Origin of the sequence: Chryseobacterium piscicola, assembly GCF_900156685.1 — a bacterium.
GTDB classification, from domain to species: Bacteria; Bacteroidota; Bacteroidia; order Flavobacteriales; family Weeksellaceae; genus Chryseobacterium; species Chryseobacterium piscicola.
In genome coordinates, this window is record NZ_FTOJ01000004.1 from 148,534 (window position 1) to 161,520 (window position 12,987).

General features: G+C 34.0%; 11 protein-coding genes. 3 read left to right on the forward strand and 8 right to left on the reverse strand.

Annotated elements, in window-relative coordinates; all coding sequences use genetic code 11:
• Window positions 1–33: 33 nt before the first annotated feature.
• A complete protein-coding gene (locus BW939_RS08090) occupies window positions 34–474 on the reverse strand; it encodes a YMGG-like glycine zipper-containing protein (RefSeq protein WP_228417160.1) in 441 nt (146 codons plus the stop codon).
• Between the two features lie 569 nt (window positions 475–1,043).
• Between BW939_RS08090 and BW939_RS08100 the strand changes: the two genes are divergently transcribed.
• Complete coding sequence (locus tag BW939_RS08100) at window positions 1,044–2,072, forward strand: LLM class flavin-dependent oxidoreductase (RefSeq protein WP_076451529.1); 1,029 nt, start codon at window positions 1,044–1,046, stop codon at window positions 2,070–2,072.
• A gap of 42 nt (window positions 2,073–2,114) precedes the next feature.
• On the forward strand, window positions 2,115–3,236 hold the full coding sequence (gene ribB / locus BW939_RS08105; protein ID WP_076451530.1) for a 3,4-dihydroxy-2-butanone-4-phosphate synthase: 1,122 nt from the start codon (window positions 2,115–2,117) through the stop codon (window positions 3,234–3,236).
• Between the two features lie 123 nt (window positions 3,237–3,359).
• Here the strand turns inward: ribB and fmt are convergent, their stop codons facing one another.
• The 5 genes from fmt to folK form a co-directional block, all read right to left on the reverse strand.
• Complete coding sequence (fmt, locus tag BW939_RS08110; RefSeq protein ID WP_076451531.1) at window positions 3,360–4,307, reverse strand: methionyl-tRNA formyltransferase; 948 nt, start codon at window positions 4,305–4,307, stop codon at window positions 3,360–3,362.
• Between the two features lie 89 nt (window positions 4,308–4,396).
• On the reverse strand, window positions 4,397–6,298 hold the full coding sequence (locus BW939_RS08115) for a RecQ family ATP-dependent DNA helicase (RefSeq protein WP_076451532.1): 1,902 nt from the start codon (window positions 6,296–6,298) through the stop codon (window positions 4,397–4,399).
• 76 nt (window positions 6,299–6,374) lie between these two features.
• Window positions 6,375–7,835, reverse strand: coding sequence for an OmpA family protein (locus BW939_RS08120; RefSeq protein ID WP_076451533.1), 1,461 nt, complete (start codon window positions 7,833–7,835; stop codon window positions 6,375–6,377).
• A gap of 28 nt (window positions 7,836–7,863) precedes the next feature.
• Window positions 7,864–9,357 (reverse strand): OmpA family protein, encoded by a 1,494-nt coding sequence (locus tag BW939_RS08125; RefSeq protein WP_076451534.1) that lies wholly within the window; start codon window positions 9,355–9,357, stop codon window positions 7,864–7,866.
• Between the two features lie 10 nt (window positions 9,358–9,367).
• The gene (gene folK / locus BW939_RS08130; protein ID WP_076451535.1) at window positions 9,368–9,796 is read right to left on the reverse strand and encodes a 2-amino-4-hydroxy-6-hydroxymethyldihydropteridine diphosphokinase; all 429 of its coding nucleotides are present in this window, start codon (window positions 9,794–9,796) and stop codon (window positions 9,368–9,370) included.
• Window positions 9,797–9,816: 20 nt separating this feature from the next.
• On the opposite strand from folK, the gene sppA reads away from it, so the two are divergent.
• A complete protein-coding gene (sppA, locus tag BW939_RS08135) occupies window positions 9,817–11,571 on the forward strand; it encodes a signal peptide peptidase SppA (RefSeq protein WP_076451536.1) in 1,755 nt (584 codons plus the stop codon).
• 70 nt (window positions 11,572–11,641) lie between these two features.
• Here sppA and BW939_RS08140 read toward each other — a convergent pair whose 3' ends face one another.
• Window positions 11,642–11,902 carry a GlsB/YeaQ/YmgE family stress response membrane protein gene (locus tag BW939_RS08140; protein ID WP_076451537.1) on the reverse strand — a complete coding sequence of 87 codons (261 nt, stop codon included), beginning with the start codon at window positions 11,900–11,902 and terminating at the stop codon, window positions 11,642–11,644.
• A gap of 51 nt (window positions 11,903–11,953) precedes the next feature.
• On the reverse strand, window positions 11,954–12,907 hold the full coding sequence (ftsY, locus tag BW939_RS08145) for a signal recognition particle-docking protein FtsY (protein WP_076451538.1): 954 nt from the start codon (window positions 12,905–12,907) through the stop codon (window positions 11,954–11,956).
• Window positions 12,908–12,987 lie beyond the last annotated feature (80 nt).

Below are 12,987 nucleotides of genomic sequence, written 5' to 3' on the forward strand. Positions count from 1 at the left end.
AAGAAAATATATAAATGTGATTTGGTGTAATTATTACTTTGGCTGTACACGACCGTCTTTTCTGTCACCAGATCTACCTATGGTATACCCAGTAGCGCCACCTACTACACCACCAATAACAGCGCCCAGTCCCCTGTTTTTCTTACTAATAATAGCACCAGCAGCAGCTCCACCTACGGTACCAATAATGGTGCCCTTAGCGGCCTTACTCATTCCTTTTTTTTGGGTAGTACCCTGCGAAGTACCCGATCCGTTACTTGCAACTGCTCCTGAAGAACTAGAAGAAGGGTTGTTTCTATATACCGTACGGGTTTCTTTAATTATTTGTGGTTTTGCTGCAACAGCTGCTGCTGCCTTATTTTTTTCTACTAGCGCTATACTATCGCTTCTTTTTTGAGTGTCGTATGCCATTCTTTCTTTTTCAATAGCTAGCTTTTGCTTTTCTATATCTAATTGTCTAGCTTGGAATTCCAATTTTTGTTGCTCTAAAGTTTGCTCAGCAATTTTATCGTCTTTTTTACAAGCCGTGAATAAAAATACGGATAACAAACCTGAAACTATAATCTTTTTCATAACTCAAATTTTATATTCAAAATACATTTTGAATGTTTATAATTGCTTAATTTCAATTATGAAGCCAATAGTAAGTTAAAGAAACGTTAAAGGTAAAATTAGAAGATTAAATATGTGTTTAATATGATTTTTAAGAAGAATAAAAAATTTCAGGAATTGTTTTTGGTTGCATTTCAATACAACTCTATTTATTTTTCATGTATTCAATAAGATCAATATAATCTTCAAAATTTAATATCATTTCAGATTTTCCATTCTTTGTAATTACTTCATTTGTATAGCAAGTAGTACAAATTTTTATCAACTTTAGGATTTTATCAAATTGTTTACATGCTATTTTTAGCAAATAAGAAAAATATTTTTCAATAGTTTTTTCCACAATACAACAATCAATTTCATCAATTACAAAAAGTAACTAATGAATTTTATTAGCTTTAAATTTGCTTGGTTTTAAACCTAACATTAATAATATGAAACAATTTGATATATCAGTGCTTGATTTGGCTCCCGTAAAACAAGGGAAAACTATTCACGATACGTTTCAAGACAGCCTATCTTTGGCGAACTTTGCTGAAAATTTAGATTATAAAAGATTCTGGCTTGCCGAACATCACAATATGGAAAGCATAGCCAGTTCTGCAACTTCGGTTTTGATTTGTTTCATCGCCAACGGTACAAAAAAAATAAGAATTGGTTCTGGAGGAATTATGCTTCCAAATCATAGTTCGTTGGTTATTGCCGAACAATTCGGAACTTTAGAATCGCTTTTTCCCGGAAGAATAGATTTAGGATTGGGTAGAGCACCCGGAACAGACGGTTTGACGGCTCAGGCTTTGGGAAGAAACCCAGCAATCATTAATGAGCAGTTTCCAAGACAAATTTTAGAATTACAGAAATATTTTTCAAAAGATAATGCAAATGCTTTGGTTCGTGCCATTCCTGGTGAAGGTTTAGATATTCCTATGTATATTCTCGGTTCAAGCACAGACAGTGCGTGGCTAGCTGCAGAAATGGGATTGCCTTATGCTTTTGCAGGGCATTTTGCTCCCGAACAAATGGATATGGCTTTTAAAATTTACAGAGAACATTTTGAGCCTTCAAAATATTTAGACCAACCTTACGTATTAGCTTGTGTGAATGGAATTGCTGCTGAAACTTCTCAAGAAGCTCACTTTCTTTCCTCAACATTATTTCAGGCGTTTATCAACATTATCCGAAACGACAGGAAACCATTTCCGCCACCAGTTGTAGATATGGACGCAATTTGGTCTGCGATGGAAAAATCAATGGTTTTACAGAAATTGAAATTCAGTTTTATTGGTAATCAAGATGAGATTGCGCAACAAATAAAAAACTTTCAAGAAAAATATCAGGTGGATGAGCTGATGATTAATTCTCATATTTACGATCATCAAAAAAGACTACAATCGTACGAGATAATCAGAAGTGCAACCGACTCATTATCTAAAGCCGAACAAACCATTCATAATAATTGTTGATGCTTTATTTATTAAGTATCTTTGCGAAAATTTAAAGTTAAAATGTCAGATATTAAACTAAATACTATTCCTGAGGCGATTGAAGACCTTAAAAATGGTAAAATAATCATAGTAGTAGACGATGAAGATAGAGAAAATGAAGGCGATTTTCTTTGTGCAGCAGAATTAACAACGCCTGCGTTGATCAACTTTATGGCTGTACACGGAAGAGGGTTGATCTGTATGCCACTTCCTGAAAAAAGATGTGATGAATTAGGACTAGATGTAATGGTAAGCCGTAGCAGTGATCCTAAAGAAACCGCTTTTACCGTATCTGTTGATCTTTTAGGAGACGGAACTTCTACAGGAATTTCTGCCGGAGACAGAGCAAAAACCATTTTAGCTTTGATGGATGAAAAATCTAAACCAACAGATTTTATGCGCCCTGGTCATATCTTCCCGTTGCGTGCTAGAAAAGGTGGCGTTTTGAAAAGAGCTGGGCATACTGAAGCAGCAATTGATTTAACTAGCTTAGCTGGTTTGAAAGAAGGTGGCGTGATCTGTGAAATTATGAACGAAGATGGTTCTATGTCTCGTTTGCCAGATTTACATGTTTTTGCTCAAAAACATGATATGAAAATTGTTTCTATCGAAGATTTAATTCATTATCAGCTTAAAAAAGGAAACTTAATTGAAAGAATCGAAGAAAGAGAAGTAAAAACTGCATACGGTGATTTTGATTTTCTGGCTTTCAGAGAAACTTCTAATGATCAAATTCACTTTGCTTTAACAAAAGGATCGTGGACAGTTGATGAGCCTGTTTTGGTAAGAGTACAGTCGTCAGATTCTTATTTTGATGTTTTAACAAGATTGAATAATGGTGAAAAACCTCAGTTGGAAAAAGTAACTGCAATGATTAACGAAGCCGGAAAAGGAGCAATTATTTTTATCAATAATGTATCCAACTCTGAAAATACATTAAGAAAATTACAACAATTTCTGAATTATCAGGATGGTCAGCAAAAACATCCAACTGCTGCTTTCAATTACAGAGATTATGGCATTGGAACTCAGATTTTAAAAAATTTGGGAATCAATAAATTTAAAGTAATCACTCAGAACCCTAATGTAAAACCTCAGGTTGGAGGTTATGACGTTGAGGTAACAGAGATGGTTCAACTTTAAAAAAGTGACCTATTAAAAAAGGAATTGTTAAAAGTGATTTTGTTGCAGTACTTGTATTAGTATTGAAATTAAGTATCTTTAAAGCAAATTCCCTATTCAAAATAAAAAAATGGCTTGAGCAGATCAAGCCATTTTTATTTCTTCAAAATTTCTAAATCCGTTGAGGAAATCTTTAATGTTCATTCTTTTTTTTCCTTCCAATTGTAATTCTAAAGGAGAATAAAATCCGTCTTTGGTATAGATTTTAAAATCATTTTTTGAAATTTCTAAACTTCCAACTGTTTTTCCATGATCTGAAATTTCGAATTTCCCACTGTATATTTTCAACCCTTTTTCTTCTTCTCCGATTTTTAAAGTGGTGAAAGCTGCAGGATATGGTGACATGCCTAGGATAAACTGATGAATTCTTTTTGAATTTTTCGTCCAGTCGATTCTGGTGTCTTCTTTAAATATTTTGTAGGCGTTTTTTGGATGTTCAACTTCGGGTTGAGGCTTTTCAATGATTGCATTTTCGGCTAATCCATCCAAAGTTTTTACTACCAATTGTGAGCCCATTTCCATTAATCTGTAATGAAGGCTTCCTGCATTTTCATTTTCCAAAACCGGAATTTCTTCTTGTAATAAAATATTTCCTTCATCAATTTTTTCATTAATAAAGAACGTGGTTGCGCCTGTTTTTTCTTCTCCATTAATTACCGCATAGTTTATCGGCGCTGCACCTCTGTAATCAGGAAGCAACGAAGCGTGAAGATTGAAAGTTCCCATTTTTGGCATTTCAAATAAAACTTTAGGCATCATTCTGAAAGCAACCACCACAAAAACGTCAGCATCTAATTTTTTTAATTCTTCTAAAAATTCAGGATTTCTTAACTTTTCTGGCTGAAAAACGGGAATGTTATTTTCAGAAGCAAAAACTTTTACAGGAGATTGGTTTATTTTTTGTCCGCGTCCGCTTGCTTTATCGGCAACCGTTACAACGCCTACAACTTCATGATGAGATTGATGAATGGCTTCCAGCGAAGTTTTTGCAAAATCGGGAGTACCTAAAAAAACGACTTTCAATGATTTCATGATGCAAAGATAAAACTCTTGAGTTATAACTGAGAAATTGAAACTTATGAATTTTAGAATTTGTATTAATTATTATCACAGTTCATTACCTATTTTAAGGCATAAGTTCTAAAATTCAGCATTTTTACTTTTCCCGAATCTAATAAGTAAATAAGATTTTCTAAAATATTTTCTTTACTCTGAAACTGCAGTTTTATAGAAATTTCTTCAATGGTTGCTGGTTTTTTATTTAAAACTTTGATGATTTCCGAAGAAACATTTTTCCCGAAAATAGACTGTTTATTTTTTTCACAAACGGTACATTGTCCGCAATTTTTAGTGTTTTTTTCGCCAAAATAGGAGAGGATCAATTTCATTTTACAGTATTGATTATCCTCAATAAAGAATTTCATTTCCTCCCATTTCTGGATTTTATTTTTTTGAATGTGTTCAAAAAGTTTCCAATACATTCCGGAATTGGATCTTTCATCACGAGGTTTTAAAAATTTTACAGAAGCTAAAGCACCATCTATATATTCTAAATAATTTTTTTGTTGAAGCTCTTTTAATCTTTCTTTTATGAGATGGATGCTCACGCTGATTTTATCGCTCACTTTTTGTTCGCTGAACATCACTTTGTGTGTTGTAATTCCAGAAATACTTCTAAGCATTAATTCAATAAAATAGGCATCTTTAGATGATAGTTGATCAATTTCATCAGGTTTAATTAAAAGCTCAAGAGATGATAAACTTTTGTTGCTGTTGTGGTAAATAATTTCTTGAGTATGAAGGAAATTAAGAACATTTTTAATTTTTGCCGTAGAAAGCTTTGTGAAATTCTGAATTCCTGAAATGTTTAATTGAAAAACTTTTTCTGGAAGTTCAAATTCTGCTACTTGAAATTTAGAATAAAGATAGCTGATGATTTTTAAAAATTCAGATTTATTAGGAATTTGGTTCTTCAAAATTTGATCAAAGTTTGAAATTTCTTGTTGATTCCACAACAAGAAAGCATAGCTTTTTTTTCCATCTCTACCGGCACGCCCAATTTCCTGATAATAATTTTCAATAGACTGAGAAGGAGAGAAGTGAATGACAAAGCGTACATTGTCTTTGTCAATTCCCATCCCGAAAGCATTTGTGGAAATCAAAACATTTTGGTCGCTGTTATTCCAGAAATTCTGTCTGTCATTTTTTTCTTTCGTTGTGAGTCCTGCATGGAAATAATCAACATTCTGAAGTTTGTGTCTATGCAGATATTCGGTAAGAAGCTCTGCGTCTTTTCTGGTTCTTACATAGATAATTCCAGATTCTTTAGCATATTTTAAAATGTTGAAAACCTTTTGATATTTATCTGATATTTCTTCGTTGAATATTTTGATATTATCTCTTTTAAAACTTTTCTGAAATATCTGAGGATTTTTAAGTTCTAGTTTAGATTTTATTTCATCTAAAACTTTTGGAGTGGCCGTAGCAGTTAATGCAAGACAAGTAATTTCTGGATTGTTTTTTCTGAAATCTTTAATATTCTGATAACTGGGTCTGAAATCTTGTCCCCATTCTGAGATACAATGAGCCTCGTCTACCGCAATGAATGATAATTGAATTTCTTCCATTTGCTGAATGAAGAGTTTGTTGGTCAATCTTTCAGGAGAAACATATAATAATTTTGTAAGACCGTCTTTGCATCTGTTGTAAATAACTTCGGCATCAAATTCATCCAATTCGGAGCTTAAATATTCTGCTTCAATTCCTCTGAATTTTAATTGATTTACTTGATCTTTCATTAACGCCAATAATGGTGAAATCACAAGACAAGTTCCTTCCTTCAATAAAGCAGGAAGTTGATAACAAAGAGATTTCCCGGCTCCTGTTGGCAGCAACACTAATGTGTCATTGTTGTTAATCACAGAGTCAATTATCTGCTCTTGTGTATCTCTAAAGTGGTCATAACCCCAAAAGTGTTTTAGTGTCTGACTTTTTATTTTATTATAATCCTGAGAAGAAATCATAAAGTAAATGTAAGAAAAGTATTGAAACAAAAAAAGTCACGCAATGCGTGACTTTAATTTATAAAAATAAATTTTATTATTTTGCTTCGAAGTAAACTCTTCTGTTTGCTCTGTTTTTCCATTCAGGACATTTTTCAGCAGGTTCACATTCCGGGTATTTTAGAGATTTTTCTCCTTTACCAACAGCGCTTAGCTTAGATGCTTCAACACCATTTTTGATTAGATAATTCTTCACACTATTTGCTCTTCTCTCAGAAAGTTTCTGATTGTAAGCTTCAGAAGCTCTAGTATCAGTAGCTCCGATTACAGTGTAAGTTCCTGCAGAAGAATTAATATAACTTACAGCATTGTTCAGGATTGGTGTAGTTGAAGGTAAAATTCTATCAGAGTTAAGATCAAATTCAATTCCTTCAAGTGTTGTATCAGTACCAATTACAGTGCCTGAATCTACAGGAACTGCAGTAGGGCAACCATTGTTTTCTACAGGACCAGGAACCGTTACACATTGATCGTAAAGATCAATAACACCATCTAAGTCTGTATCTAGAGCAACTCCAGCTCCGTCAACTCTTGCTCCAGCAGGCGTTGTAAGCTCTCTGTCCCAATCGTCACAAACTCCGTCGTTATCTAAATCACCTTTCTTGCAAACTTCAATATCTTGGTTTTTCTCAGCTAGAACATCAAGTTTCCAATACATCTCTTGCAATGGGTCATGCCACATTAAGTGAGACTCATGTTTTCCAAGTTTTAAAGATAAACCAAGGGTTGCATTGATGAAATTGTCAGAAATCTGATCTTCTCTTTTGTTGATGTCACTGTATTGAACACCACCACCATCGAACTCATCATCTCCTGTGTAAACATACATTAGTCTACCTTCGATATCTAATCTTCTGTTAATCTTATATTTAAGGCCTGCACCAGCTTGTCCGAAGAAAGAGGTTTGTTTGAAAAGTTCAACTTCTGTAGCAAGTCTTTGTGATTTGTCGTCTTTTTGATAAGCTCTATAACCTAATACTCCTACACCTGCATATCCGTGAAGTGCCCATCTGAAAGGTGATTTATTATCAACTCTTCTTAAAAGATTCGAAAGATTTACATCACCCAATATCGATATTCCATCGTATTGAGTTCTCGCTCCAACTCTTTGGTATAAAGAAGAATTTGCCGGCGCTGCATCTTTTGTGTTAAACCAACCTTGTCTTGTTTCTCCTCTGTCATATTGTAGTTTTAGACCAAAAGCGTGGGTAATAGCTTTGTCTACACTTGCATAAAAAGAGTAACCGAAAAGATTTTTACCGTTACCATTTTTTATAGAGGTTAAATCTCCTGCTTGTATCATTGGTACTCCTGCTCCTGCAGAAATAGACCAATCATTAAATCTTTTAGACTCTTGAGTGAATTTTGAAACGTTAGCAGAACCAGATGAAAATGTATTTGGATATTGCTGATCATTAGATACTGCTGTTGAGTCTTGTGCAAAGTTTAGCGTCGGGATCGCTAAAGCAAATGCAACAATTGCTAAACTTAATTTCATAATGTATTTTTTTATTTATTTAATTATTTTATTTTGCTTGGAAGAAAACTCTTCTGTTTGCTTCATTTTTGTCCTCAGTACATTTAGTTGCTGGGTTACATTCAGGATATTTAAGATCCGTTTCACCACGACCTTCAGCAATAAGCATACTTGAAGGAACACCTTTTCCTACTAAATAGTTTACAACCGCATCAGCTCTTTTTTGAGAAAGAATTTTGTTAGCAGTATCAGAACCTCTAGTGTCTGTTGCTCCTACCACTAAAAACTTACTGTTTTGATCTAATTTTTTGATAATCTCTGCAGCGTGATCTAGTTTTTGGAATGATTGTGGTCTTATTATCGCTTTGTTTAGAGCAAATTCAATACCTTCAAAATCTTTATTGATTGTTTCTTCTATAGAAGGTAAACTTGGTTGAATATTTTCTACAATAGGACAACCATTATTACTTGCTGGTCCAGGAACTGTAACACACTGGTCGTGTAAATCGATCACTCCATCTAAATCCATATCCAAAGCTACTCCTGCTCCATCAACTCTTGCTCCGGCAGGAGTGTCAAGTTGTCTGTCCCAGTCGTCACAAACGCCATCATTATCATTGTCTCCTTTTTCGCAAACAACCAATTCTGTGTTTAAGTTTTCAAGCTCATCCATGCGACCATATACTTCTTGTAAAGGATCGTGCCATGCTAAGTGTGTATTGTGTTTACCCAATTTAAATGAAAGACCTAATGTAAAGCTCATCGCTCCATCAGAATAAGTATCATTGATAAGGTTATAGTTAATTCTGTTGCCCAGTGGTGTGTCTAGAGATCTTCCTTCTCCACCTCCATCAAATTCTTCATCCATACTGTTAATATAGATAACTCTCGCTTCCAAATCTACAAGTTTTGAAACATTGTATTTCAATCCTAGAGCTGCTTGCCAAAAGAAAGATGAGATTTCAAGTTTTTGATCGTTTTTGATAGGGATTCTAGGAGGGTTTGTACTCCATCTTGAGGCATCATTATCAATCAGCTCTGTTTTGAAAGCCATGATACCACCACCTAAGTAACCGTGAAGGGCCCATCTATAAGGAGATTTGTTATCAACTCTTCTCAATAGATTTGAAAAGTTAATGTCTCCCAATAAAGAAACCTGCTTGTACTTTGTCCATGCATTTGCAATTCCTGCTGCAGGATTTGTAGCTAATTCTGCTTGTTGTTTCGTTTCTCCCATTTGGTATTGTAAATCTATACCAAATGTGTGATTGATTTGCTTATCGATACTTGCGTAAGCATTCCATCCCCATTTAACCTTATCTCCGTAGAATGACGTTACATCTGCAAACGTCATAAAAGCAGGTCCACCACCAACAGAAACGGCCCAATCGTTGAATTTACGAGTGGTGTTCGTTAGCTGTTGCACGTTTGCAGAGCCTGATGAGAAAGTGTTAGGATATTCGTGTGAATGACTAATTGCAATACTATCCTGTGCATAAGCAGCAATAGGAAGTGCAGTCAACAATAATAAACCTAATTTCATACAATTTGTTTTATGTTCTGTTTAAAAATAAACTATCTAATAATATCTTGGAAAATTCTCTTTCGTAAAGATGTCTATAGTGAGGGATCTCTAATCTATTACAAGTGAAAATTATATTATTATAACTTACAATATCAAGATCTATCATTCTGTCATTGTAATTCCGAGTGGTGCCCGAATCTACAAGCCTTCCCATGTCTTTTTCGATTTCTTTTAAACCGTTAAGAAGCTGAATTGGTGATAAATCTGTTTCAATACTTAGTGCAATATTACAAAAAATATTGGAACTGACAAATTCCACGGGTTCAGAATATAAAAATTTACTTTTATATAATATTGAAATGTTTTTTTCTGCAATTTTTTCAAATGCAATTTGAAGATTTTTTTTTGCATCATTAATATTACTTCCTAGTAACAAAACAGCATTGTTGTACGACATATATGGAAAAGTTATTATTTATGAAGAGTTTCTTTAAAAATGTCTTGGCAAATATAGTGGCTATGGTCATTTTATCTGTCTTGTTTTTCTTCTTTTTTATCATAATTATTGTGATAGGTTCTGCTAGTGATAGCTCATCCGTGGAAGTAAAGAAAAACTCGGTACTTACTATAAATCTAAAGACAGATATTATTGATAGTCCTACAGAAGTTCAGAAAGATTTTTTTGCTTTCAATAAAAAGAGTTCTGAAGTTTTGATTTATGATGCTGTGGAGGCGATTAAAAAAGCTAAAGATGATAAAAATATTGAGGGTATAAGTATTGAGGCAGACTACCTCAATGCAGGAATTACACAGATTGATGATCTTAGAGCAGCAATTTTAGATTTCAAAAAGACGGGGAAATTCGTTTTAGCTTACGGAAACTCCGTATCTCAGTCTGCTTATTATTTGGGTTCTGTTGCAGATGAATATTATCTTAATCCTTCTGGAGGTATAGAACTAAAGGGATTGTCTACAGAGGTTACATTCTTCAAAGATTTTGCAGAAAAATATGGTATCGGCATCGAGGTCATTCGTCATGGTAAATTTAAATCTGCTGTAGAGCCTTTTATTGCTAATGAAATTTCTCCTGAAAACAAGGAGCAATTGAGTACTTTACTTAATGATGTTTGGAATAGTACTTCTTCTAAAATTGCAGTTTCAAGAAAGATAGATTTGCCACAATTTAAAATTATTGTAGATAGTTTATATGGTATGATTCCTGAGGAAAGTGTGAAATTTAAATTAGCGGATAAATTAATTCAAAAAACGGAATACGATCAGATTTTAAAAGCAAAACTTAAACTAAATGATAAAGATAAGTTATACAAAATTTCACTAAACAAATATGTAGATTCATTTAAAGATGAAGATAAATCTGGCGATAAAATAGCTATACTGTATGCTTCTGGTTCTATCAATAGTGGTGATGAGTATAACGAAATTTATTCTGAAAAATACTTACAATACATCAAAGACCTCCAAAAAGACAAAAAAGTGAAAGCGGTAGTTCTTAGAATCAACTCGCCGGGAGGAAGTGCGAATGCTTCTGATGAAATTCTTTTTGAATTGCAGCAACTTAAAAAGAAAAAGCCGCTCATCGTTTCTTTTGGTGATTATGCTGCTTCTGGAGGTTATTACATAGCAATGGCGGCAGATAAAATTTATTCTCAACCCAATACTTTAACTGGTTCTATAGGTGTTTTCGGAGTTTTGCCATATTTCAAAGAATTGGCCAATAAAAACGGTGTTCGTTCTGATGTTGTTGCTACTAATGCCAATTCTGCGTATTATTCTTCACTCAACGGAATTAGTCCTCATGGTGTCGCTATGATCACAAAAAGTGTGGAAGGTACTTACAGAAGATTTGTATATTTTGTAACTCAAAATAGAAAGAAATCTTTTGAGCAAATTGATGCTGTAGGTGGAGGTAGAGTTTGGAGCGGAACCCGAGCTAAAGAAATTGGCCTTGTAGATGAACTAGGTTCTTTAAATGATGCTGTAAAGTTTGCTGCAGGTAAAGCGAATTTAAATAATTACAAAGTAAAATCTTACCCTGAGGAAAAATCTTCGGTGGAACAAATTTTTGAAGGGATGAATGAAGACGATATTTCTGCAAAGGTTTTGAAGAATAAGATAGGCGAGTCAAACTATGAGATTCTAATGCAACTTACTGATAAAAAGCTGAAATCTGAGGTGAAAATGGAAATGCCTTTCCATATTATAATAGACTAAATTATATTGTTTTATAAAAAATCCGGCATCTGAATTTCAGGTGCCGGATTTTATTTAGTAAAAACTCTTGTTAATTTTTCTTAGTTAGCATTTCGTAAATCCAAATTACGATAATTGCTCCACCAATCGCAAGTGCCCAGCTTCTAAAATTCCAGAAACTTCCAATGTCTCCCCAATGCAATACATAAACACCTATTAGACCTCCAACGAATGCACCAACAATACCTAGAATGATAGTTATAAGCCATCCTCCGCCTTGTTTTCCTGGCATAATAAGTTTAGCGATTGCTCCGGCTAATAGTCCGAAAATAATCCAAGTAATGAATCCCATAGAATAATTTTTTAATGTTATTAATAGTGTTTATTTATAAAAAGATACTAATTATCTCTTCTTGAAAAATGAATCTACAAACTCTGTACCATTAAAAAGCTGAAGATCCTGCATTTTTTCACCAACTCCTATGTATTTTACTGGAATCTGGAACTGATCTGAAATCCCAATAACAACACCACCTTTTGCGGTTCCGTCTAATTTTGTGACCGCCAATGCATTGACTTCTGTAGCTGCAGTGAATTGTTTTGCCTGCTCAAAAGCATTTTGCCCTGTAGAGCCATCCAAAACCAATAAAATTTCATGGGGTGCATCAGGAATCACTTTTTGCATCACTCTTTTGATTTTAGAAAGCTCATTCATCAAATTAATTTTATTGTGAAGTCTTCCTGCTGTATCAATGATAACCACGTCGGCATTTTGGGCAACTGCACTTTGTACCGTATCAAATGCTACAGATGCGGGATCAGATCCCATTTCTTGCTTCACAATCGTTACGCCAACTCTTTCGCTCCAGATTACCAATTGATCTACAGCTGCAGCTCTGAAAGTATCTGCGGCACCTAAAACCACTTTTTTTCCTTCAGATTTAAACTGATGTGCCAATTTGCCAATAGTTGTAGTTTTACCAACACCATTTACACCAACAACCATGATGACATAAGGTTTTTTTGAGGTGTCAATATTACCTGTTCCTCTATGTGGGTTTTCCAATAAAAGATTAGATATTTCTTCGCGCAAAATTTTATCAAGTTCGTTTACGCTTACATATTTGTCTTTCGCAACTCGTTCTTCAATTCTTCCGATAATTTTTATAGTGGTGGATGCACCCACGTCTGATGCTATAAGTATCTCCTCAAGATTATCGAGCACTTCATCATCTACTTTGCTTTTGCCGACTACGGCTTTAGTCATTTTTTCGAAGAATCCTTGATTAGATTTTTCCAAACCTTTATCTAGAGTTTCTTTTTCTTCTTTTTTAAAAATATTTTTAAACCAACTCATTTTTATGAATGCGGAATTTTAATGTTTATATGTTGGAAGTGGAGTACCTGTCATCTTGGTGTTTAAAATAATTAAACTTT